This is a genomic window from Citrobacter sp. Cf125, from assembly GCF_030333935.1.
Taxonomy (GTDB): domain Bacteria; phylum Pseudomonadota; class Gammaproteobacteria; order Enterobacterales; family Enterobacteriaceae; genus Citrobacter; species Citrobacter freundii.
On record NZ_JAOWEY010000022.1, the window covers coordinates 14,803 to 36,663 of the forward strand.

Annotated in this window: 21 protein-coding genes; 12 read left to right on the forward strand and 9 right to left on the reverse strand. The window is 49.8% G+C overall.

The genetic code is table 11. From position 1 onward, the window contains the following. Positions 1-3 precede the first annotated feature (3 nt). Together ynfE and OGV89_RS04240 are read right to left on the reverse strand one after the other, a co-directional pair. Positions 4-2,442, reverse strand: a complete 2,439-nt coding sequence (gene ynfE / locus OGV89_RS04235; RefSeq protein ID WP_196614980.1) for a selenate/tellurate reductase subunit YnfE — start codon at positions 2,440-2,442, stop codon at positions 4-6. A 148-nt stretch (positions 2,443-2,590) separates the two neighbouring features. Continuing rightward, a complete protein-coding gene (locus OGV89_RS04240; protein WP_085954018.1) occupies positions 2,591-2,899 on the reverse strand; it encodes a DUF1161 domain-containing protein in 309 nt (102 codons plus the stop codon). Between the two features lie 102 nt (positions 2,900-3,001). On the opposite strand from OGV89_RS04240, the gene OGV89_RS04245 reads away from it, so the two are divergent. After that, positions 3,002-3,712 carry a YnfC family lipoprotein gene (locus OGV89_RS04245; RefSeq protein ID WP_003843601.1) on the forward strand — a complete coding sequence of 237 codons (711 nt, stop codon included), beginning with the start codon at positions 3,002-3,004 and terminating at the stop codon, positions 3,710-3,712. Positions 3,713-3,719: 7 nt separating this feature from the next. Here the strand turns inward: OGV89_RS04245 and speG are convergent, their stop codons facing one another. Further along, the gene (gene speG, locus OGV89_RS04250) at positions 3,720-4,280 is read right to left on the reverse strand and encodes a spermidine N1-acetyltransferase (protein ID WP_003032379.1); all 561 of its coding nucleotides are present in this window, start codon (positions 4,278-4,280) and stop codon (positions 3,720-3,722) included. Between the two features lie 35 nt (positions 4,281-4,315). Continuing rightward, the gene (locus tag OGV89_RS04255) at positions 4,316-4,657 is read right to left on the reverse strand and encodes a DUF1283 family protein (protein WP_003032382.1); all 342 of its coding nucleotides are present in this window, start codon (positions 4,655-4,657) and stop codon (positions 4,316-4,318) included. Between the two features lie 153 nt (positions 4,658-4,810). Here OGV89_RS04255 and OGV89_RS04260 point away from each other — a divergent pair, with 153 nt between their 5' ends. The 4 genes from OGV89_RS04260 to OGV89_RS04275 all read left to right on the forward strand — a co-directional run bounded on the left by OGV89_RS04260 (position 4,811) and on the right by OGV89_RS04275 (position 9,484). Then, positions 4,811-5,137, forward strand: a complete 327-nt coding sequence (locus tag OGV89_RS04260; protein WP_003032384.1) for a YnfA family protein — start codon at positions 4,811-4,813, stop codon at positions 5,135-5,137. A 107-nt stretch (positions 5,138-5,244) separates the two neighbouring features. After that, positions 5,245-6,459, forward strand: a complete 1,215-nt coding sequence (rspA, locus tag OGV89_RS04265) for a starvation-sensing protein RspA (RefSeq protein WP_003843602.1) — start codon at positions 5,245-5,247, stop codon at positions 6,457-6,459. A gap of 60 nt (positions 6,460-6,519) precedes the next feature. Next, positions 6,520-7,854 (forward strand): MFS transporter, encoded by a 1,335-nt coding sequence (locus tag OGV89_RS04270; RefSeq protein WP_003836325.1) that lies wholly within the window; start codon positions 6,520-6,522, stop codon positions 7,852-7,854. A gap of 163 nt (positions 7,855-8,017) precedes the next feature. Next, positions 8,018-9,484, forward strand: coding sequence for a mannitol dehydrogenase family protein (locus OGV89_RS04275; protein ID WP_058842648.1), 1,467 nt, complete (start codon positions 8,018-8,020; stop codon positions 9,482-9,484). 75 nt (positions 9,485-9,559) lie between these two features. Here OGV89_RS04275 and ydfZ read toward each other — a convergent pair whose 3' ends face one another. The 3 genes from ydfZ to ydfG all read right to left on the reverse strand — a co-directional run bounded on the left by ydfZ (position 9,560) and on the right by ydfG (position 11,474). Next, positions 9,560-9,763, reverse strand: a complete 204-nt coding sequence (ydfZ, locus tag OGV89_RS04280; RefSeq protein ID WP_003032393.1) for a putative selenium delivery protein YdfZ — start codon at positions 9,761-9,763, stop codon at positions 9,560-9,562. 191 nt (positions 9,764-9,954) lie between these two features. Continuing rightward, the gene (locus OGV89_RS04285) at positions 9,955-10,641 is read right to left on the reverse strand and encodes a GntR family transcriptional regulator (RefSeq protein ID WP_003032396.1); all 687 of its coding nucleotides are present in this window, start codon (positions 10,639-10,641) and stop codon (positions 9,955-9,957) included. Between the two features lie 86 nt (positions 10,642-10,727). Next, a complete protein-coding gene (ydfG, locus tag OGV89_RS04290; RefSeq protein ID WP_286558193.1) occupies positions 10,728-11,474 on the reverse strand; it encodes a bifunctional NADP-dependent 3-hydroxy acid dehydrogenase/3-hydroxypropionate dehydrogenase YdfG in 747 nt (248 codons plus the stop codon). Positions 11,475-11,611: 137 nt separating this feature from the next. On the opposite strand from ydfG, the gene dcp reads away from it, so the two are divergent. Continuing rightward, positions 11,612-13,657 (forward strand): peptidyl-dipeptidase Dcp, encoded by a 2,046-nt coding sequence (dcp, locus tag OGV89_RS04295; protein WP_286558195.1) that lies wholly within the window; start codon positions 11,612-11,614, stop codon positions 13,655-13,657. Positions 13,658-13,783: 126 nt separating this feature from the next. Here the strand turns inward: dcp and OGV89_RS04300 are convergent, their stop codons facing one another. Further along, the gene (locus OGV89_RS04300) at positions 13,784-14,440 is read right to left on the reverse strand and encodes a class I SAM-dependent methyltransferase (RefSeq protein WP_286558198.1); all 657 of its coding nucleotides are present in this window, start codon (positions 14,438-14,440) and stop codon (positions 13,784-13,786) included. 161 nt (positions 14,441-14,601) lie between these two features. Between OGV89_RS04300 and OGV89_RS04305 the strand changes: the two genes are divergently transcribed. Beyond that, positions 14,602-15,528 (forward strand): diguanylate cyclase, encoded by a 927-nt coding sequence (locus tag OGV89_RS04305; protein WP_106902052.1) that lies wholly within the window; start codon positions 14,602-14,604, stop codon positions 15,526-15,528. 283 nt (positions 15,529-15,811) lie between these two features. On the opposite strand, the gene mgtS is transcribed toward OGV89_RS04305, so the two are convergent. After that, positions 15,812-15,907, reverse strand: a complete 96-nt coding sequence (gene mgtS / locus OGV89_RS04310) for a protein MgtS (protein ID WP_003032406.1) — start codon at positions 15,905-15,907, stop codon at positions 15,812-15,814. Positions 15,908-16,393: 486 nt separating this feature from the next. On the opposite strand from mgtS, the gene urtA reads away from it, so the two are divergent. From urtA to urtE, 5 genes are read left to right on the forward strand one after another with little or no spacing between them, the layout of a single operon-like run. Then, positions 16,394-17,665, forward strand: coding sequence for an urea ABC transporter substrate-binding protein (gene urtA, locus OGV89_RS04315; RefSeq protein WP_003032408.1), 1,272 nt, complete (start codon positions 16,394-16,396; stop codon positions 17,663-17,665). A 43-nt stretch (positions 17,666-17,708) separates the two neighbouring features. Next, positions 17,709-19,283, forward strand: coding sequence for an urea ABC transporter permease subunit UrtB (gene urtB / locus OGV89_RS04320; protein ID WP_286558200.1), 1,575 nt, complete (start codon positions 17,709-17,711; stop codon positions 19,281-19,283). Beyond that, a complete protein-coding gene (gene urtC, locus OGV89_RS04325; protein ID WP_044712398.1) occupies positions 19,283-20,356 on the forward strand; it encodes an urea ABC transporter permease subunit UrtC in 1,074 nt (357 codons plus the stop codon). The genes urtB and urtC overlap by 1 nt, the downstream gene beginning before the upstream one ends. Continuing rightward, positions 20,356-21,153 (forward strand): urea ABC transporter ATP-binding protein UrtD, encoded by a 798-nt coding sequence (gene urtD, locus OGV89_RS04330; RefSeq protein ID WP_032935768.1) that lies wholly within the window; start codon positions 20,356-20,358, stop codon positions 21,151-21,153. The genes urtC and urtD overlap by 1 nt, the downstream gene beginning before the upstream one ends. Before the next feature lie 9 nt (positions 21,154-21,162). Further along, complete coding sequence (gene urtE, locus OGV89_RS04335) at positions 21,163-21,861, forward strand: urea ABC transporter ATP-binding subunit UrtE (RefSeq protein WP_054528371.1); 699 nt, start codon at positions 21,163-21,165, stop codon at positions 21,859-21,861.

The following is a 21,861-nucleotide window of genomic DNA, read 5'->3' on the forward strand; positions in this document are numbered from 1 at the left end:
TCCTTAAACCTTCTCGATCTCGACCAGATTAGTGTGCTGTGGGTTGCCTTTTGCCAGCGGTGAAGGGCGCTGTGTTGTCAGCGTATTGACGCAGGCGCCATGATCAATTTTGTCGCCGGTCATATCGGCATCGTGCCATGCACCCTGGCCCATTGCGCTGACGCCGGGCAGGATCCGCGGCGTCACTTTGGCCGCAATACGTACTTCACCGCGGTCGTTAAAGACCCGCACCATATCGCCATTTGCAATACCACGCTTTTGGGCATCGACAGGGTTGATCCACACTTCCTGACGGCAGGACGCCTGCAGAACATCGATATTGCCGTAGCTGGAGTGCGTACGGGATTTGTAATGGAAGCCAAACAACTGCAGCGGAAATGCGCTGCGTTTCGGATCATCCCACCCTTCAAACGTAGAGGCGTAGACGGGAAGCGGGCTAATTACTTCGTCCTTTTGCAACTCCCAGGTGTTGGCTATTTTCGCCAGTCGACTGGAATAAATTTCAATCTTTCCGGACGGTGTTTTGAGCGGATTGGCCTGCGGATCGTCGCGGAATTTTTTATAAGCGACAAAATGCCCGTTAGGGTCTTTACGTTTATAGATCCCCATTTTTTTCAGCTCGTCATAGGAAGGCAGCGCGGGGTCTTTGGCCAGCATTTTTGCATACAAATACTGGAGCCACTGTTCCTGAGTACGGCCTTCCGTAAAGCGTTGATAGATATCATTGCCAAGGCGTTTGGCGACTTCGCTCATTATCCAGTAGATCGGTTTACGCTCGAACTTCGGTGACGTCGCGGGTTGAATAAAAATGAGGTATCCCATGTTGCCCGCATAGTCGTTAGGAATAATGTCTTCCTGTTCGACGGTCATTAAGTCCGGCAGCAGAATATCGGCATATTTGGCCGAAGATGTCATGAAGTTTTCGATGACTACTATCATTTCGCATTTCGTGTCATCCTGAAGGATCTCATGCGTTTTATTGATATCTGAGTGCTGATTAGTAATGGTGTTGCCCGCGTAGTTCCAGATAAATTTAATCGGTACATCGAGCTTATCTTTCCCGCGCACGCCATCGCGGGTTGCGGTCATTTCCGGGCCACGAGCGATGGCGTCGGTCCAGCTAAAGCAGGATATCTGGGTCTTGATGGGATTCTCCGGCAGCGGCATGCGTTCAATCGTGATGGTGTAGGTTGATTCTCGTGCACCGCTATTGCCGCCGTTGATGCCAACGTTGCCGGTCAGGATAGGCAACATCGCGATCGCCCGTGAGGTCAGTTCGCCGTTAGCCTGACGTTGCGGCCCCCAGCCCTGACAAATATATGCCGGTTTTGTGCTGCCGATTTCCCGAGCCAGTTTGATAATGCGATCGGCGGGGATCCCGGTGACATGCGAGGCCCATTGGGGCGTTTTAGCGATACCATCATCGCCGTTGCCAAGTATATAGGCCTTGTAATGTCCGTTAGCGGGGGCGTCGGCGGGTAGGGTTTTCTCGTCATAACCGATGCAATATGTGTCGAGGAACGCCTGGTCGACAAGATTTTCGTTAATCATAACCCAGGCAAGTCCCGCCACGAGTGCGGCATCAGTTCCCGGACGAATAGGGATCCACTCATCTTCACGACCCGCTGCGGTATCAGTATATCGCGGGTCAATGACGATCATCCGGGCATTAGAGCGCTCCCGGGCCTGTTCAAGGAAGTACGTTATTCCGCCGCCGCTCATACGCGTTTCGGCAGGGTTATTGCCAAACATTACTACCAGTTTCGTGTTTTCGATGTCGGATGTGCTGTTGCCGTCATTTGAGCCGTAGGTATAGGGCATTGCTGCCGCGATTTGTGCGGTGCTGTAAGTGCCGTAATGGCTCAGGAAACCGCCATAGCAGTTCATCAGGCGAGCGACCAGCGAGGCATAAGGAGAGGAGCGCGTAATGTTGCCGCCTACAATGCCTGAGGTGTAATTAATATAAACAGCTTCATTACCGTATTTCTCCACGGTATTTTTTAAACTGTCACTGATGGTATCCAGCGCTTCCTGCCAGGTTATACGTTCGAATTTTCCCTCACCACGTTTGCCTACGCGCTTCATCGGATAATTCAGGCGATCCGGATGATTGATCCGTCGGCGGATTGAACGCCCACGCAGACAGGCACGAACCTGGTGCTGACCATAAAGATCGTCTCCGGTCGTATCGGACTCCACCCATACGACTTCGTCATCTTTGACGTGGAGTTGCAGGGCACAACGGCTGCCGCAGTTCACGGAACACGCGCCCCAAACCACTTTCTCTTCAGCCGGTTGTATCGCCCGTTGTACCGCAGCGGCGGCGGTGCGCATTCCAAAAGGTAATGACAGCCCGCCTGCGGCAAGCGCCAGCGAACCGATAGCCGAGGATTTCACTAACGTCCTGCGGCTGATGCCTCCATATTGCTCAGTATCAGACATAACTCACTCCATTATAGTTATCGCTATATATTAATCTCTACAGCGAAATTAATAGCATGCTAATAATGGAGTGAGTTTACCCATTTATGAGTATGTCATCTTAATGCATATCAAACTGGAGTAACCCTCCGCGCACGGAGGGTGAGATTTATTGCGGTTCGACGACGTGTCCGTCTTGTGCAGATGTGCTATTGGCGGGGGCGTTGCCGCTGTTGGTCCGGGTATAGAGAATTTTGTGCGTATCATTTGCACAATGTCCGACTACCAGTGAGTCAGGTTGATCGGCCTGATCGTTGGGGACTATATTCAGCGTGAAGCTGGATTCAGCTACACCATTATTGATGATGCGTTGTTCGATATCGCTTTTTACGCGTTCGCATGACGCGGGTGCCGCCAGAACCTGCGGGGAAGCGACTACCAACATGATCGCGGCAATTCCTGGTATGTATTTCATCATCAGCTCCTTTATGATCGACTTAAACTAAGATTAGCATTTCTGGTGTAAATAACTGTATTTGCTAATATGATTGAGAATTATCTTCTTATCCCGGTGAAAAATGTGAAGAAACAGACCCTGTTAGGTTTCCTGTGCGTCGTGCTGGTTGGCTGTGATAACGCCAAAGGGCTGGTTTCCTTTACGCCGGAAATGGCCAGTTTTTCCAATGAATTTGATTTCGACCCGCTGCGTGGGCCGGTGAAAGATTTCAGCCAGACGCTGCTCAATGATAAAGGTGAGGTCACTAAGCGTGTCGTTGGTACGCTGTCACAGGAAGGGTGTTTCGATACGCTTGAACTGCACGATATTGAAAACAATACCGGTATGGCGCTGGTCCTGGATGCAAACTACTACCGGGATGCCGAAACGCTGGAAAAACGGATCCGTTTACAGGGCAAATGCCAACTGGCGGAACTGCCTGCAGCAGGAGTGGTGTGGGATACCGACGATAACGGTTTTGTCGTTTCTGCCACGGGGAAAGAGATGAAGGTGCAATATAGATACGATGCGGAAGGCTACCCGCTGGGTAAAACAACCGTTAATAAGGACAATACCTTACAGGTTGATGCCAAACCGTCGGTCGACCCGTTGAAGAAGCTGGATTACACCGCGGTGAGCCTGCTCAACAATCATCCGGTAGGCAACGTCAAACAAACGTGCAAATACGATGAATACGCAAATCCGGTCAACTGCCAGCTCGTTATCGTTGACGAGAGCGTGAAGCCGGCAGTTGAACACCATTACTCAATTGAAAACACCATCGCGTACTATTAGTCAGACTTTATTGAGCGGTAGGTTGCAGCAGGTTAGGACCTGACGTTTTATGTTCTGCCAGATACTGCTGCTGGAAGATACACATACGTATAGTGTTGCGGTATTGGCCGTTGATAAAGAATTCATGAATCAGCTCGCCTTCGACCATAAAGCCAAGTTTACGGTAGATGTGGATAGCTTTTTCGTTCTCTTTATCAACGATCAGATACAGCTTATATAAATTGAGTACGGTGAAGCCGTAATCCATCGCCAGCTTAGCAGCCCGGGAAGCCAGACCTTTGCCCTGATAATCAGGGGAAATAATGATCTGGAATTCCGCCCGTCGGTGCACATGGTTAATTTCAACCAGTTCCACGAGTCCGGCTTTTTCACCGTCGCATTCCACCACAAAGCGACGTTCGCTTTGGTCGTGAATGTGTTTGTCATACAGGTCTGACAGCTCAACAAACGCTTCGTAAGGTTCTTCAAACCAGTAACGCATTACGCTGGCGTTATTATCAAGCTGATGAACGAATCGTAAATCTTCACGCTCCAGCGGGCGCAACTTAACACTGAGGGCGCTAGTCATATCGTATCCTTTCAATATCCTTCAAAGTGCAATAATTATGGGGCAACGGTGCGGCCAGTACGGCGATCAAGGCAGCGCAGTGTGTTAGGTTCCCAGTACGCATTAATATTAGCGCTCTGTTCGCATTTATCACGGCTATCAAAGGCTGTATCGGCTTTGTCCCACTCTTTCTCTGCACGTTTGTTGACTTTCTGGCGAAGCTGACGCGTATCGTTCCATTGTTCCTTTTCCATTGCTGCTTGTTGACGACTTTGCGCACTGTCCCCGGATTCAATGACCAGTTTACTGGTTTCAGCAAATGCGGAAGAGGTGTACACAGCCGCAGCCAGCGTCAGCATAGCCGTCAGGCACAGGCGTTTGGTCAGTGTAATTTTCATGGCGAATTCCTTTTATGGGAAAGGGTAAAAACGATAAAACAGGGTTAAATTCTACACTATTCCGGTTTGCGGGCATACCCACCCGGTGGATATGGATACGCTAACGAGATTCTGTCGTATCATAGTTAAACCGAAGGTAACTGAATAACATCAATGCTTAAGACCACATTTCTTTTTTTCGTCACCGCGTTATGCGAAATCATTGGCTGCTTTTTACCCTGGCTTTGGCTTAAGCGCGGGGCTACAGCCTGGTTGCTGATACCCGCCGGGATGTCACTGGCTTTATTCGTCTGGTTGCTGACACTGCATCCGGCAGCCAGTGGGCGTGTATACGCAGCCTATGGCGGTGTTTACGTGGTGACCGCGCTGCTATGGCTACGCATTGTCGATGGTGTAAAACTCAGTTTGTATGACTGGTCTGGCGCGCTGGTGGCGTTGTGCGGCATGTTGATCATTGTGGCAGGATGGGGGCGCGCATAGCGCCTTTTTTGTGATCAAGCAGAGTTTTTTTGATCTTTATACTTGTATGGTAGTAGCTCAGTTGGGTAAATTTCATGCATCACAAGAACAGATGTAGGGAATAAGAAATGAAGATTGTTGGGGCTGATGTTTTTGTTACCTGTCCTGGGCGTAATTTTGTGACGTTGAAAATTACGACAGAAGATGGGCTCACCGGGCTGGGAGATGCCACATTAAATGGACGCGAGCTGTCCGTGGCGTCGTATCTGAAAGATCACGTGTGTCCGCAGCTTATTGGTCGCGATGCGCATCGTATTGAGGATATCTGGCAGTTTTTCTACAAAGGCGCGTACTGGCGTCGTGGGCCGGTCACCATGTCGGCGATTTCCGCAGTGGATATGGCATTGTGGGACATCAAAGCGAAAGCAGCCAATATGCCGTTGTACCAGTTACTCGGCGGTGCTTCTCGTGAAGGAGTTATGGTTTATTGCCACACCACTGGCCATACCGTGGATGACGTACTGGAAGATTATGCGCGTCATAAAGAAATGGGTTTTAAAGCGATTCGCGTACAGTGTGGCGTACCGGGCATGAAAACCACTTACGGTATGTCTAAAGGCAAAGGACTGGCCTATGAACCTGCCACTAAAGGGCAATGGCCGGAAGAACAGTTATGGTCAACGGAGAAATATCTCGATTTCACGCCAAAACTGTTTGAAGCCGTGCGCGATAAATTCGGTTTCAACGAACATCTTCTGCACGACATGCATCACCGTCTGACGCCAATTGAAGCGGCCCGTTTTGGCAAAAGCATTGAGCAATATCGTCTGTTCTGGATGGAAGACCCAACCCCAGCTGAAAACCAGGAGTGCTTCCGCCTGATCCGCCAGCATACCGTCACGCCGATTGCGGTAGGGGAAGTGTTCAATAGCATCTGGGACTGCAAACAGCTGATCGAAGAACAATTGATCGACTATATCCGCACCACCATCACCCATGCAGGTGGTATCACCGGTATGCGCCGGATTGCTGATTTCGCGTCGCTGTATCAGGTACGTACCGGTTCACATGGACCTTCCGATCTATCGCCTGTGTGCATGGCCGCCGCGCTGCATTTTGATCTGTGGGTGCCGAACTTCGGCGTACAGGAATATATGGGCTATTCCGAGCAGATGCTGGAAGTATTCCCACATAACTGGACCTTTGATAACGGCTATATGCACCCAGGAGACAAACCCGGCCTTGGGATCGAGTTTGACGAAAAACTGGCGGCGAAATATCCGTATGACCCTGCATATCTGCCTGTTGCTCGCCTGGAAGATGGCACGCTGTGGAACTGGTAAATATAAATTTTACGTACGAAAGATGTTGATTAACCCAATACCCTACAGAAGGTTAAACTTATGGTTAGTTCAGTCGATATTAAAAACAACGTAGATAATAAGCCCATTATTCGCCGAGTGGCTTCAGCATCCGCAATTGGTACTGCTGCTGAGTATTATGATTTTTTTGCATATGGCACAGCAGCTGTACTCTTTTTTGGCCATTTATTTTTCCCAAGTGATGATCCGTTAATTAGTACACTCGCGGCTTTTGCTACCTATGCTGTTGGTTTCCTCGCAAGACCATTAGGCGGAATTGTCTTTGGACATATTGGCGATAAAGTTGGACGCAAAAAAGCTCTGGTGATTACGATATTAATCGTTGGCTTAGGGACATTCTGTATTGGCTTGTTACCTACATACGAAAAAATAGGTGTATGGGCCCCAGCTTTACTTATTTTTATTCGTGTATTACAAGGCTTTGGTGTTGGAGGTGAACAAGCCGGTGCAGTACTGATGACTGCTGAATACTCTGAACCCAAGCATCGTGGTTTTTTCTCCAGTTGGGTTCAAATCGGCGCTCCGGTTGGCTTCCTTCTGCCTTTGGCACTCTTTGCGTTGTTGAATGCCACGCTTTCTCCAGAGGCAATGATGGATTATGGGTGGCGTATACCGTTCCTGTTAAGCCTGCTACTGGTTATTGTTGGGCTGTTTATCCGCTTAAAAATTGATGAGTCACCAGTCTTTGCTCAGATTAGGGAGACAAAAGCAGAAGAATCGCGACCATTAGTCGAAGTCATTCGTGATTTCCCTGGTATTGTTGTTAAGGGAGTGTGCGCTAAGCTTATTGAAGCTTGCACATTTGCTATGTTTACTGTGATTGTCCTTGCTTACGGTAAAGCAAATAATCTTGATGCAAATATCTTGATGGAGACAATGATTGTCGCAGTGATAATAGAAATTGTTGCCATACCTCTAATGGGATCGCTGTGTGACAGAATTGGGCGTAAACCCGTCTATATTATGGGTGCGCTTCTTCAGGTTGTTATGATTATTCCATTCTTCCTGGCAATTAATCAGGATAATTTCTGGCTAACACAGCTTGTGATGATTCTGGTTCTGAGTTTTGGACATAGTATGTGCTATGCGCCTCAGGCCTCTTATTTCCCGGAGCTTTTCCCTACGCACATTCGCTGTAGCGGTATTGCATTAATTTGGCAGTTAGGATCGCTGATAGGTAGTGGGATCCTGGGGCTGGTGGCTGTGAAGATTCTGCAGGTTACTGGTGGGCATTATTATGGACTGGCAACCTACGTGATTGTACTAGGCGTCATCTCAGTCATTGGTTTGCTAATGATGCCTGAAACCGCGCCGCAGAGACTAAAACGTGAATACCAGCAGTGGCAGAAACACTAATCTTCTTTGGCGGCAGTGTGCCGCCATATTCATCTTTCAGGTGGTATATAGCTTAGATATTGATGTCATACCAATCATAAAAAGCTTAATGCAAATCAAAACATACAACCATACAGGCGTTACTCTGGAACAGTCCTGATTTCATTTATAAGTAGGCCATACCATGCAAAACAAGCTCTTAGCGGCAAAGGCTGCACTTCCTGACTACGATCGTACAAAACTGGTTCCGCGTATTGTTCATCTGGGGTTTGGCGCGTTTCACCGCGCACATCAGGGGGTTTACGCTGACATTTTGGCTGCAGATCACGGCAGTGACTGGGGCTACTGCGAAGTGAATCTGATTGGCGGCGAGCAGCAGATTTTCGATCTGAAACAGCAAGATAATCTGTATACCGTTGCAGAGATGTCTGCTGATGCCTGGACTGCGAGAGTCGTGGGCGTGGTGAAAAATGCATTGCATGCGCAGGTTGATGGTCTGGAAAGCGTACTGGCAGCGATGTGTGAACCACAGGTCGCGATCGTTTCCCTGACCATAACGGAGAAAGGATACTGCCATTCTCCGGCGACCGGTCAACTGATGTTAGACAATCCAATGATTGCCGCCGATCTGCAAAACCCGAAACAGCCAAAAACTGCGCCAGGCGTAGTGGTTGAGGCTTTGGCACGCCGCAAAGCGGCAGGTTTAGCCGCCTTTACTGTGATGTCCTGCGACAACATGCCTGAAAACGGTCATGTAATGCGTAATGTTGTCACCGCGTATGCCAGAGCAGTGGATGAAGAACTGGCTGCGTGGATCGAACAACATGTGACGTTCCCGTCGACTATGGTTGACCGAATTGTCCCGGCAGTTACCCCAGAGACACTGGACAAAATTGAACACATCACTGGCGTACGCGACCCGGCAGGTGTGGCATGTGAGCCGTTCCGTCAGTGGGTTATCGAAGATAACTTTGTCGCCGGTCGCCCTGAATGGGAGAAGGCAGGTGCGGAGCTGGTGGCAGATGTCATTCCGTTTGAAGAGATGAAACTGCGTATGCTCAACGGCAGCCACTCTTTCCTGGCTTATCTTGGTTATCTGGCCGGTTATCAACACATTAATGATTGTATGGATGATGAAAACTATCGTCTTGCTGCTCGTGCGTTGATGTTGCAGGAACAAGCACCCACGCTGAAAGTAAAAGGTGTTGATCTACAACGTTATGCCGATCTGTTAATTGAGCGTTACAGCAACCCGGCACTGCGTCATCGTACCTGGCAGATCGCTATGGACGGAAGCCAAAAATTGCCGCAGCGTATGCTTGATTCCGTTCGTTGGCACATTGTAAACGGCAGTCACTTTGATTTACTGGCGCTGGGCGTGGCGGGCTGGATGCGCTACGTCGGCGGTGTGGATGAGCAGGGCCAGGCGATTGAAATTAGCGATCCGCTGTTGCCCGTGATCCAGAATGCGGTGCGTAGCAGTAACGAGGGCGAAGAGCGCGTTCGGGCGCTGCTGGCGATCGATGCTATCTTTGGTCGTGAACTGCCGCAGGTTGAATTGTTCAAAAACCAGGTTACACAAGCATATCTTGCTTTACTGGCTGAAGGGGCGAAGGCGACGGTTGCGAAGTATGCAGCAAAACTGAAGTAACGAAGATTATGTTTTATGTCGCCATCTGGCTTTCAACGGGCCAGATGGCGCTGTGTTTTCTGGCATTCACACCAATTAGTTCATGCCTAAACGAATCAGCTCGAGGGGGGCATATTTGCCTTCACACCCTTCGATTTCCACTGTTTTTCCGCGGCGAATCTGCTCAGCGGTCAGGCCATCGGTATCTATCGCTGTAATGCGGCCTGTGAGCCCGGTGTCGCTGATCATGACGCGGCTGCCAGTGGTGATTGCGTTACGGTTACGATCGTATGTTTTCATGGTGTTTTCTCCTTTCCAACTTACCGTCAAAGCCCGTGGGCTTTTAGTCCCACGTAACGGGCGCAATATAAATACGCTTCTCGTTAAGGATTTTTTTTGTTTTCGATCAAAATCACAGCTTTTTTTATGCAGTTATGCAGGAGAGGGGAAAACGCAGGAGAAACTCACCCCGGTGTGAGGCGAGCGTAGTATTAATCTTCGCTGAACCAGTCGCTATTTTCCTGACGAATAAGCTGAACGGACTCACCAATTTCCTGGAGATGGAGCATCATTGCGCGCTCGACCGCATCGCCATCATGCTTCTCAAGGGCGGCAAAGATATCGTGATGCTGGCGTAACAGCATTTCAGGCGGGGAAATATGATCCAGGCTCATATAACGAACGCGGTCAATTGTAGCCTTTATATTCTCAACGGTATCCCAGGCGAGCTGGCACTCGGCGATTAAAGCCAGTTTCTGATGAAACTCATCATCAAGCTGGAAGAAATCATTGATCTGTTTTCGGTCAATTGCTATGCGCTGCTGATGCAAATTTTGTTCAAGCTGATAGCACTGTTGGTCGTTGATCAGCGATGCGGCGCGGCGTACCACGGCACATTCAATCGCCTGGCGGACAAAACAACCATTTTGCACCTGCGACAGCGAAATTTTGTTCACATAGCTGCCACGCTGTGGGCGGATCTGAATCAGACCGTTTTCTGCCAGTTTGATGAATGCTTCTCGTACCGGCTGGCGTGACACATTAAAGCGTACGGAAACCTCTTTCTCAGACAGCGGTGTACCGGGTGCTATCAGACAATGCACGATATCACGGCGAAGAATACGGTAAATCTGTTGATTTACTGGCTGTGTAGGGTTGAGCTGCGTTTCTACGGTCATTCATTCTTACTTTTTAGAGAGTTAACCCGGATATTTTATCACTTCTTTCAGGCTATCTATACCCGGCGCAAGGCCGGGCAGAGAAATTAGCCCCGATGAATACTCAGCCCGGCAAAAGACTGTGTGACAGGCATCATTTCAAGGGTGTTGATATTGACATGAGCCGGTAAAGAAGCCACCCACCATACCGCTTCTGTGACATCTTGCGGGGTCAGCGCCGTGGTATTTTCGTAGGGTTTTTCAGCTTTGGCATCATCACCTTTGAAACGGACATTAGAGAATTCCGTACCGCCAACCAGACCCGGCTCGATGTCGGTAACGCGAATGGCAGTGCCGTGTAAATCAGTACGTAAATTCAGGCTAAACTGGCGAACAAATGCTTTGGTCGCACCGTAGACGTTACCGCCAGCGTATGGCCAACTGCCCGCTGTAGAACCGATATTGATAATATGACCGCGGTTGCGTTCAACCATGCCTGGCAGAACGGCACGGGTCATATAAACCAGCCCCTTGTTGTTGGTGTCGATCATATTTTCCCAGTCTTCAACGCTGGCCTTATGGGCAGGCTCAAGGCCCAGCGCCAGACCTGCGTTGTTGACCAGAACATCAATATTGCGCCATTCAGCAGGGAGGGCGTCCAGCATCTCTTCAATTGATGCACGATTACGTACGTCCAGTTGCGCGGTATAGAGGCGGTCACCCAATTCCTCTTTCAGTTCCTGCAGGCGCTCCTGGCGGCGTCCGGTGGCAATAACTTTATGCCCATTCTCAATAAAACGACGCGTAATGCACTCACCAAAACCTGCGGTTGCTCCGGTTACTAAAACGATCATCTCACTGTTCCTCAACGCTTTTTATGTAGTACTACCATAGCACGTCATTTCCGTTCAGAGCTATTCCTGCGTAACGCGATTGCGGTTGATTCCTGGGAAGTCTACTCTGGTAAACAAATCGTTTTCAGGAGTGAAAGATGTCGTTAACGAATCCTTTTTTACGTCACAGCACGTTGCCGTACCAGGCCCCGCAGTTTGATCAGATAGAGGTGCAGCACTATCGCCCGGCGTTCGATGAAGGCGTGCGGCAAAAACGTGCAGAGATCGAGGCGATTGTGCAAAACCCGCAAGCCCCTGATTTTGCCAATACGTTGCTGGCGCTTGAACAAAGCAGCGCTTTGCTGACACGCGTAACCAGCGTTTTCTTCGCGATGACGGCGGCGCACACCAACGATGAACTACAGCACCTTGACGAAGAGTTTTCCGCAGAACTGGCGAGCCTTGCCAATGATATCTATCTCAATGAAGCACTCTTCTCGCGCGTTGACGCTGTCTGGCAACGGAGAGGTTCTCTGAGGCTGGAAAGTGAATCATTACGCTTGCTGGAGGTCATCCACCAGCGTTTTGTACTGGCCGGCGCATGTCTGAATGAGACTGATAAAGCGAACCTTAAAGCGCTCAATACAGAGTCCGCCACGCTGACCAGCCAGTTTAACCAACGGCTGCTGGCAGCGAACAAGTCCGGTGCTCTGGTGGTGGATGATGCACGTTATCTGGAGGGACTCAGCGCTGAGGAAATTGCCGTTGCCGCTGAAGCTGCAAGAGAGAAAGGGCTCGACGCGCGTTGGGTTATCCCGCTATTGAACACGACTCAGCAACCAGCGCTTGCGGCGTTACGCGATCGCCATACCCGTGAAAGTCTGTTCACCCGCGGATGGACGAGAGCAGAAAACAATGACGCTAACGATACTCGGGCTATTATTCAGCGACTGGTCGAGATCCGGATGCAGCAGGCGAAACTACTCGGTTTTGCCAATTACGCTGCATGGAAAATTGCCGACCAGATGGCAAAAACACCGGAAGCTGCACTGACTTTCATGCGGGCGATTGTTCCTGCCGCGCGAGCTCGGGCGCTAGATGAACAGGCCGAAATCCAGAATGTTATCAATCACGAACAGAGGCAATTTAATGTCGAGGCCTGGGACTGGGCATTTTATGCTGAGCAGGTTCGTCGTGAGAAATATGCTCTGGATGAGGCGCAGCTCAAACCTTACTTTGCCCTTGATACGGTGCTGAACGAGGGCGTTTTCTGGACGGCCAATCAACTCTTTGGCATAAAATTTATTGAACGGTTCGACATTCCTGTTTATCACCCGGATGTTAGGGTATGGGAAATATTTGATCACGATGGTGTAGGTCTGGCGTTATTTTACGGCGATTTCTTTGCCCGGGAATCGAAAAGCGGTGGTGCCTGGATGGGCAATTTTGTTGAGCAATCGCAACTCAATGAAACCCGACCGGTTATTTACAACGTGTGTAATTATCAAAAACCGGCAAAAGGTCAGCCTGCATTGTTATTGTGGGATGATGTTATTACGTTATTTCATGAGTTTGGGCACACGTTGCACGGTCTGTTCGCCACTCAGCGTTACGCCACGCTTTCAGGGACCAACACTCCGCGTGATTTTGTTGAATTTCCTTCGCAGATTAACGAACACTGGGCGAGTCATCCGCAGGTCTTTGCTCGTTTTGCTCGTCATGTTGTTACCGGGGAGCAAATGCCGCAGGCGTTGCGAGATAAAATGCAGCAGGCCAGCCTGTTTAACAAAGGTTACGACATGACCGAACTGCTCAGTGCTGCATTGCTGGATATGCGCTGGCACGGTCTGGAAAATAGCGCGTTATCTCTTTCGGTCGATCAATTTGAACAGCAGGCGCTGGCAGCAGAAGGTTTGGATCTCAAGGCCGTGCCACCACGTTATCGCAGCAGTTATTTTGCCCATATCTTCGGCGGCGGTTATGCCGCGGGTTATTACGCCTATCTGTGGACGCAAATGCTGGCCGATGACGGTTATCAATGGTTTGTAGAGCAGGGCGGATTAACCCGTGAAAACGGGCAGAAATTCCGCGAAGCGATTTTGTCCCGCGGAAATAGCACTGATTTAGCTGAACTCTATCGCCAGTGGAGTGGACGAGAACCACGAATGGAGTCGATGCTGGAACATCGTGGTTTGAGCGCGTAAGGTTTGTTCAGATAGTGAGAAGAACCGGGTTTGATGCCCGGTTTTTGCGGGTTTAAATATCTGACTTTTTTTATTGCCTTTCCCTAATGGTATTGGTCCAGGCAGTCAGTTAATAATGTCAGGATACTATTTTTTACCTGATGCTGAAAATATCGCTACAGTACCGGTTACTTGCGTATTAACATGTTCGAAATGCGCTGACAGAATCTGTTTCAGTCCCTCTTCAGAATCATCTGAGTTTGAGAAAATACCTTTCTTATTGTAGATGCTCATGAGTTTTTTTCCGAAAGTGTTGTGTATAACACCATCGCCAAGAATAGTTGCGCCATACAGCGTACCCGTGTCTGTTAAAGCCCGTGCGGCATTCTCTATCACACAGGCTTTTGTTGATATATTGCCAGGCAAGCAGTGCAGGAGATAAAACATGGAAATGGAATCAAACTCATTGTGCAAATCCGTAGGGTAAGATTCGAACACATCATGCTTAATTTTGCGCTGAATTTTCGCTTCCCCGATTCTTGATGCTGCAGCGTCCAGGCTGGCTTCATTCAAATCCATTAGCGATATTACACAGTCGTCAGGTGCGTGATAGAGGTAAAATCCTGTTCCAACGCCAATATCCAGATGTGATTTACTCAAATGCTGGAGAAAATGGGGAAGAAGGTGTTCCCTGGTCGGACACTTCCAGGCATATTGATTCGATACTCCTAGCACCCACCAGTCATAAAGTTTTAGCGTCATTGGTGTGTAAATTTTAGCGCCAGCATCAGTTATTTTATTCATTAGTTTCTATCTGTTATTGTTTTGATTGGGGATTAAATCAATTATTACGATAAATGGCAAGTGCTATAACGCCATTGATTTCTATAACTAAATTTACATAAATTTTCTTTTTTATGGTTAAAATCCCGGTTCTAAGTGTTCATTCAGGGAAGGAAACCGTGATGATGAAAAACACAGCGGAAATAGATGCAATCATAAATGAGTTGAACAACTCAATTGATGCCCACTACAAATGGCTGGTAAAAATGTTCCGCTGCGCAGTGTCCTCAGATGTTACTCATCCCGATATTACGGGTGACAACGCTCATTCTGTTTGTCGATTTGGGAAATGGATAAATGATCAATCGCTGAACAATGAGGATGGTAGTAGTTATGTGAGCAAGATTTATTCTGCTCATGAAAAAATGCATGTAATAGGAAAGGAGTTGCTATTGGCAATAGTGGAGAATCGTAGCCATCCATGGCATTTCGACAGCTTCCAGGACGCGCTATTGGCATTTACGTCTGCTGTAATGGACTACAAGATATATTTATTGAATATCCGCAGTAATATCGATGTATTAACGGGTTTACCCGGGAGAAGAATGCTTGATGAGTCATTTGACCAACAACTACTCGATGCCGAACCGCTTAATCTCTATATATTGTTGTTAGATATCGATCGTTTTAAATACGTTAACGATACCTATGGCCATTTGGTTGGTGACTTGGTATTACGGGTTCTGGCATCAAATTTATTGTCATGGACGCGATATGATGAGGTGGCGTACCGCTACGGTGGAGAAGAGTTCATTATCATCATCAGAACAAAAACGGACGAGCAGGCATGCCAGGCGGGTTTGAGACTTTGTCGTTTGATTGGTCAGAAAAAAATTCCCTACTCTGATGGAGAGATCGCTATCACGGTAACGGCTGGCATAACCCGGGTTCAACCGGGTGAAACGCTGGATACCGCGCTTGGTCGGGCTGACAGGGCGATGTATCAGGGGAAACAGACCGGCAGAAATCGCTGTATGTTTATGGATGAAAATGAGCAGATCGCGTTGGTGGACACCAATGACGGGACCTCGTATCCCCTCAGTGCGTGAGTTTTCGAAAACGCTTTGAGGTAGTTGCGTTTCGTTTAACTTTCATTGGGGTTGTTGATGATAGGTTAGCTGACTATCCGTTATCTTCGCAGGGAATTGCCAGATAGCGTATAAAAGCAAAACACAAATCTATCCATGCAAGCATTTACCGCTGGTTTATCCGGCGGTTTTTTTTATCTGTAAATCAGGAAAAAGGTACCACGAGCGCGATTTGGGCAAAAAAATGGCCCCTTGTGCAGCTACGCAACAAGGGGCCGGGTCGGTGCAGGACTATCTCCGTTCATCAATCATCCCATCTGTGGCTAAAATACGCGGCCAGGAAACCGGAAAATAAAATAATTCCCAGAACAGCCATAAAAATATTCATATTACCCAGCATAGTAAATGCTCCTTTATCTGTGAGTTTCCTCTCTTACCTTAAGTTCACCTCGCTTATGACTATAGTAGCAATTCAATCTTAAACAAAGGCTGAACTGTGTGATTATTTCGGCTGAAAAGTAAATTTTTGACATGATCACGTCGAATAAAATAAATAATAGTGACGAGACACATTTATCTGCGCACAAATAATCCTGTTTTTAAACCCTGAGGCGCTGCTATGACAGTGTGCTGCTGACACAGATTGTTGCACGTTTATAATGCAGAGTTGTCTCATGGTGGTTCAATTTTTCCTTTGATTAACCCGTTTGGTGGGAAAATGTAATACTGATTTTTGTGCTCGAGATGCTAATTTATTGATTTTATATGATGTTTTAATATCTGGCATCGTTTTTGCCTTATCACTTCTGAACACCTTTAATTTGCACCGTTTTGTCTGCCCGGCTGCACCGGAGCTTTCAGCAAGTTTAATTTCAGGAGTGAAACTATGCAGCGTCGTACATTTTTAAAAGCTTTTGCACTTTCTGCCTCTGTTGTAGCAATGGGCGTGAGTTTTAGCGTTCAGGCAGCCGACACCATCAAAGTTGGCATCATGCATTCTTTATCCGGCACGATGGCCATATCCGAAACGCCGCTAAAAGATGTGGCGTTGATGACCATCGATGAAATTAATGCTCAGGGCGGTGTGTTGGGTAAAAAGCTGGAACCGGTGGTGGTTGACCCGGCCTCGAACTGGCCCTTATTTGCTGAAAAAGCAAGGCAGTTGCTGAGTCAGGATAAGGTAGCGGCAGTTTTTGGCTGCTGGACATCGGTTTCGCGTAAATCGGTTCTACCAGTATTTGAAGAATTGAACGGTCTGCTGTTTTACCCAGTGCAATATGAAGGTGAGGAGATGTCGCCTAACGTCTTCTATACCGGCGCAGCGCCAAATCAACAGGCGATCCCGGCGGTTGAGTATCTGATGAGTGAGGACGGCGGCAGTGCGAAACGTTTCTTCCTGCTGGGCACGGATTATGTTTATCCGCGTACGACCAACAAAATTTTACGCGCCTTTTTGCACTCAAAAGGAGTTGCCGATAAAGACATCGAAGAGGTGTACACCCCATTCGGACACAGCGATTACCAGACCATTGTCGCCAGTATTAAAAAATTCGCTGCAGGGGGAAAAACGGCGGTGGTATCAACCATCAACGGCGATTCTAACGTTCCATTCTATAAAGAGTTGGCCAACCAGGGCCTGAAAGCTACCGATGTTCCTGTGGTGGCATTCTCCGTGGGTGAGGAGGAGTTACGCGGTATTGATACCAAACCGCTGGTGGGCAACCTTGCAGCCTGGAACTACTTTGAGTCCGTCGATAACGCTGCCAACAAGAAGTTTGTCGCGGATTACCGGGCGTATGCCAAAGCGCACAAATTACCAAATGCTGAATCGGTGGTGACAAACGACCCCATGGAAGCTACGTATGTTGGCCTCCATATGTGGGCGCAGGCGGTAGAAAAAGCCGGAACGACCGATGTGGATAAAGTTCGCGCTGCAATGGCGGGGCAATCCTTCGCTGCGCCATCAGGCTTTACCCTGACCATGGATGCGACCAACCATCACCTGCATAAACCCGTCATGATTGGCGAGATTGAGGGCAATGGCCAGTTTAACGTGGTATGGCAAACCGATGAGCCAGTCCGCGCCCAGCCATGGAGTCCGTACATCGCTGGTAATGATAAAAAATCTGAACAGCCTGTGAAAACCGCCAGCAACTGATCGTGTGCCCTCCTGCGGGAGGGTACCGCTTTGGAGAACGCTCATGAAAGCTATGCGCTTAATTCGTGGTGTGTTGTTGCTGACGTGGTTTTTGCCGTGGATAGCACAGGCATCAGATGCCGATACCTTTACAGCCGCAAATCGAACTCAGCAGGCCGCCTTGCTTGAACAATGGGCGGTGAGTCCCGATGTTCAGCGCATCCCGCTGCTCAGCGCGTTGCGAGATGAGAATCTGCTGACTGATAACGCGAAAAATACCTTCATCATGAACGGCTCGCACGCACAACCGTTAGGAACAGCGACAACCCCAAACGGCGAGCTAAAAAAAATTCGCCTGACTAACCGCCTGCGTAATCTGGTGGCAGGAGCGTTGGCTGTCCATCAGCTTTTAAGTGACAGTGTCACGACAAGGTTAGAGGCAGCTCGTACATTACAGCGTGAGGCACAGCCGGATATGCTGCCGTTTTTACAGCAACGACTGGCTCAGGAGTCAAATGGTGATGTGAAATCCGCGCTGGCTATTGCACTGGCAAATCTGCAGCTGAACAGTTCCTCGCCGGAGGTCAGACGTCAGGCAATCGAACTATTAGGGTCGTCAAATGATCCTGAAACTCAGGCGCGCCTGCAACCATTCACCCTGGCTGAACATGAACCCGATACCCGCGTGCGTGCTGCCGCTGGCGAAAGCCTGAATTCCATCGCGCATCGCATGAAGATTGGCGATCTTCTTGGACAGGCCTTTATGGGGCTGTCACTGGGCTCAATTTTGCTGCTGGCGGCATTGGGTCTGGCTATAACCTATGGATTACTCGGCGTCATTAATATGGCGCATGGCGAGATGTTAATGCTCGGGGCTTACTGTACCTGGATGGTTCAACAGCTGATGGGCCAGTTTTTCCCGCAATGGCTAGCCTGGTATCCGGTTATTGCGCTGCCGGTTGCCTTTTTACTTACCGCAGCGGTAGGAATGCTGCTTGAGCGCGGGGTGATCCGCCATTTATACGGGCGTCCTCTCGAAACGCTGCTGGCGACCTGGGGGATCAGCCTGATGCTCATCCAGTTGGTGCGTATGTCCTTCGGCGCGCAAAACCTGGAAGTCGCCAATCCGGCATGGCTTTCAGGGGGGATTCAGGTTTATGCCAATCTGATTTTACCGTGGAACCGAATTGTGGTGCTTGGCTTTGCCATTCTGGTGCTGTTTTTTACCTGGTTGTTGTTGAATAAAACGCGTCTGGGGCTGCGCGTACGTGCCGTGACGCAAAATCGCAGTATGGCGGCCTGCTGCGGCGTACCTACCGGACGCGTCGATATGCTGGCCTTTGGCCTTGGTTCAGGCATTGCCGGGCTGGGGGGCGTAGCGCTCTCGCAGTTGGGCAACGTAGGACCGGAATTGGGGCAAAGCTACATTATCGATTCGTTTCTGGTTGTGGTGCTGGGCGGCGTGGGACAACTCGCCGGGAGCGTGGCCGCGGCGTTTGGACTGGGGATCTTCAATAAAATTCTGGAGCCTCAGGTGGGGGCGGTTCTAGGCAAAATCATGATTCTGGTGCTGATTATTCTGTTTATTCAGAAACGTCCGCAGGGGTTGTTCGCGCTAAAAGGGAGGGTTATTGACTGATGACGATGCCAATGACATTAACGCTGGCGCGTAAAGCGCCACGCGCGACGCGCATCCTGGGGCTGGGGTTATTGCTGGCGTTGATTATTCTGCCGTTTCTTGCGCTGTTACCTGCGGACCATCCGCTGGCGATATCGGTGTGGACGCTAACGCTGGCCGGGAAAATTCTCTGTTATGCCATTGTCGCGGTCGCGCTGGATCTGGTGTGGGGCTATGCCGGCATGCTCTCGCTGGGACACGGTATTTTCTTTGCGCTGGGAGGGTATGCGATGGGAATGTACCTGATGCGCCAGGCCTCTGGCGAAGGATTACCGGCCTTCATGTCATTCCTGTCGTGGAGCGAGCTGCCGTGGTTTTGGTGGGGGACGCAACATTTTATCTGGGCGCTACTGCTGGTTGTTCTGGTTCCTGGCCTGCTGGCGCTGGTATTTGGTTGGTTTGCCTTTCGGTCAAAAATCAAAGGGGTCTATTTCTCTATCATGACCCAGGCCCTGACGTTCGCAGGAATGCTGCTGTTTTTTCGCAACGAAACGGGTTTTGGGGGAAATAACGGTTTTACCGGCTTTACCACCATTCTGGGATTCCCGGTAACCGCCACCTCAACCCGTATCGCGCTGTTTCTGGCGACGGTCATGCTGCTGGTGCTGGCATTATGGCTGGGACTGGCGCTGGCCCGCAGTAAGTTCGGTCGTATTTTGACTGCCGTGCGGGATGCAGAGAACCGTCTGATGTTCTGTGGTTACGATCCGAAAGGTTTCAAGTTACTGGTGTGGACGCTTTCCGCTGTACTGTGCGGCCTGGCAGGGGCGCTGTATGTTCCGCAGGTTGGGATCATTAATCCCAGCGAAATGTCGCCGACCAACTCGATTGAAGCGGCGATTTGGGTTGCCCTCGGCGGACGTGGAACCCTGATCGGCCCGGTATTCGGCGCCGTGTTGGTGAATGGCGCGAAAAGCCTGTTTACCGTCATCATGCCGGAATACTGGCAGCTGTTTCTTGGCCTGATCTTTATTGGCGTTACGCTGTTTTTACCCCGAGGTGTAATTGGTCTGTTTCGCAAGGGAGACAAATAATGCAGCCAGATGAAGGGCTATTTACTCGCCAGATGCCGGGGGATCGGTTTCGCAACCAGACTGATCCGGTGCTACAGCTGGAAAAAATTAACGTTAACTTCGATGGCTTTCAGGCGCTAACCGATCTCACGCTCAATATTGGGGTTGGGGAACTGCGTTGCATCATCGGGCCCAACGGCGCCGGAAAAACGACGTTAATGGATGTCATTACCGGCAAAACCAGGCCGCAAAGTGGTCGTGCGATATACGATCAGTCGACCGACTTAACGACGCTGGATCCTATTGCCATTGCACGTCAGGGGATTGGACGAAAATTTCAAAAGCCCACGGTATTTGAAGCATTAACGGTGGAAGAGAACCTGGAGCTGGCGCTGAAAAATGATAAATCTGTCTGGGGTTCTCTACGGGCACGACTCTCAGGCGAACAGCGGGATCGTATTGATGAAGTACTGGCGCTGTTGCGGCTGGGTAATGAGCGGGCCCGCCGCGCCGGTCTGCTTTCGCATGGGCAAAAACAGTTTCTCGAAATTGGCATGCTGCTGGTACAGGAGCCGCATTTACTGCTACTGGATGAACCCGCGGCGGGGATGACGGATGCGGAAACGGAATACACGGCGGAGCTGTTTCGCCAGCTTGCCGGTAAGCACTCTCTGATGGTTGTTGAGCACGATATGGGATTTGTCGAAACCATCGCAGATCGCGTCACAGTATTACATCAAGGACGTGTCCTGGCTCAGGGGAGTCTGCGTGAAGTGCAGGCCAACGAGCAGGTTATTGAAGTTTATCTCGGGCGTTAAGGAGTGCAGATGCTGCAGGTGAAAGAACTCAATCAATATTATGGTGGCAGCCATATTCTACGCGGGGTGAACTTTGAAGCGCGTATCGGTGAGGTGACATGTCTGCTGGGGCGTAACGGTGTGGGGAAAACAACGCTACTTAAGTGTCTGATGGGGCTTATTCCGGCCCGCAGCGGAAGTGTGCTCTGGCAGGAGAAAAATGTCACTCAATGGAAGCCGCATCAGCGGGTCAGGGCCGGTGTGGCGTATGTCCCGCAGGGGCGTGATATTTTTCCGCGTTTGACGGTAGAAGAGAATCTGCTGCTCGGCCTTTCCCGTTTTTCAGCACCGGAGGCCCGACATGTGCCGGATGATATTTACGCGCTCTTTCCGGTTTTACAGGAAATGAAGCATCGGCGGGGCGGAGATTTGTCCGGCGGGCAGCAGCAGCAACTGGCGATTGGGCGAGCACTGGCAAGTCGCCCGCAATTGTTGATCCTTGATGAGCCTACCGAGGGGATCCAGCCTTCGGTGATTAAAGAGATTGGTCAGGTGATTTCCCAACTGGCGCATCGCGGCGATATGGCCATTTTGCTGGTGGAGCAGTTCTATGATTTTGCCGAGCAGCTCGCCGACAAATACCTGTTGATGTCGCGGGGCAGCATTATTCAAAGCGGCGACGGTAAAAATATGGAGTCCGAGGGCGTTCGGGGACTGGTTGCTATCTGA

Coding starts and splice junctions, on each gene's coding strand:
- dcp (WP_286558195.1), top strand. CDS start 11,612: ATGTCGTTAACGAATCCTTTTTTACGTCACAGCACGTTGCCGTACCAG.
- OGV89_RS04270 (WP_003836325.1), top strand. CDS start 6,520: ATGGTTAGTTCAGTCGATATTAAAAACAACGTAGATAATAAGCCCATT.
- urtA (WP_003032408.1), top strand. CDS start 16,394: ATGCAGCGTCGTACATTTTTAAAAGCTTTTGCACTTTCTGCCTCTGTT.
- ydfG (WP_286558193.1), bottom strand. CDS start 11,474: ATGATCGTTTTAGTAACCGGAGCAACCGCAGGTTTTGGTGAGTGCATT.
- rspA (WP_003843602.1), top strand. CDS start 5,245: ATGAAGATTGTTGGGGCTGATGTTTTTGTTACCTGTCCTGGGCGTAAT.
- speG (WP_003032379.1), bottom strand. CDS start 4,280: ATGACTAGCGCCCTCAGTGTTAAGTTGCGCCCGCTGGAGCGTGAAGAT.
- urtC (WP_044712398.1), top strand. CDS start 19,283: ATGACGATGCCAATGACATTAACGCTGGCGCGTAAAGCGCCACGCGCG.
- OGV89_RS04275 (WP_058842648.1), top strand. CDS start 8,018: ATGCAAAACAAGCTCTTAGCGGCAAAGGCTGCACTTCCTGACTACGAT.
- urtD (WP_032935768.1), top strand. CDS start 20,356: ATGCAGCCAGATGAAGGGCTATTTACTCGCCAGATGCCGGGGGATCGG.
- OGV89_RS04240 (WP_085954018.1), bottom strand. CDS start 2,899: ATGATGAAATACATACCAGGAATTGCCGCGATCATGTTGGTAGTCGCT.
- ydfZ (WP_003032393.1), bottom strand. CDS start 9,763: ATGAAAACATACGATCGTAACCGTAACGCAATCACCACTGGCAGCCGC.
- OGV89_RS04255 (WP_003032382.1), bottom strand. CDS start 4,657: ATGAAAATTACACTGACCAAACGCCTGTGCCTGACGGCTATGCTGACG.
- OGV89_RS04305 (WP_106902052.1), top strand. CDS start 14,602: ATGATGAAAAACACAGCGGAAATAGATGCAATCATAAATGAGTTGAAC.
- mgtS (WP_003032406.1), bottom strand. CDS start 15,907: ATGCTGGGTAATATGAATATTTTTATGGCTGTTCTGGGAATTATTTTA.
- ynfE (WP_196614980.1), bottom strand. CDS start 2,442: ATGTCTGATACTGAGCAATATGGAGGCATCAGCCGCAGGACGTTAGTG.
- urtE (WP_054528371.1), top strand. CDS start 21,163: ATGCTGCAGGTGAAAGAACTCAATCAATATTATGGTGGCAGCCATATT.
- OGV89_RS04285 (WP_003032396.1), bottom strand. CDS start 10,641: ATGACCGTAGAAACGCAGCTCAACCCTACACAGCCAGTAAATCAACAG.
- OGV89_RS04300 (WP_286558198.1), bottom strand. CDS start 14,440: ATGAATAAAATAACTGATGCTGGCGCTAAAATTTACACACCAATGACG.
- urtB (WP_286558200.1), top strand. CDS start 17,709: ATGAAAGCTATGCGCTTAATTCGTGGTGTGTTGTTGCTGACGTGGTTT.
- OGV89_RS04260 (WP_003032384.1), top strand. CDS start 4,811: ATGCTTAAGACCACATTTCTTTTTTTCGTCACCGCGTTATGCGAAATC.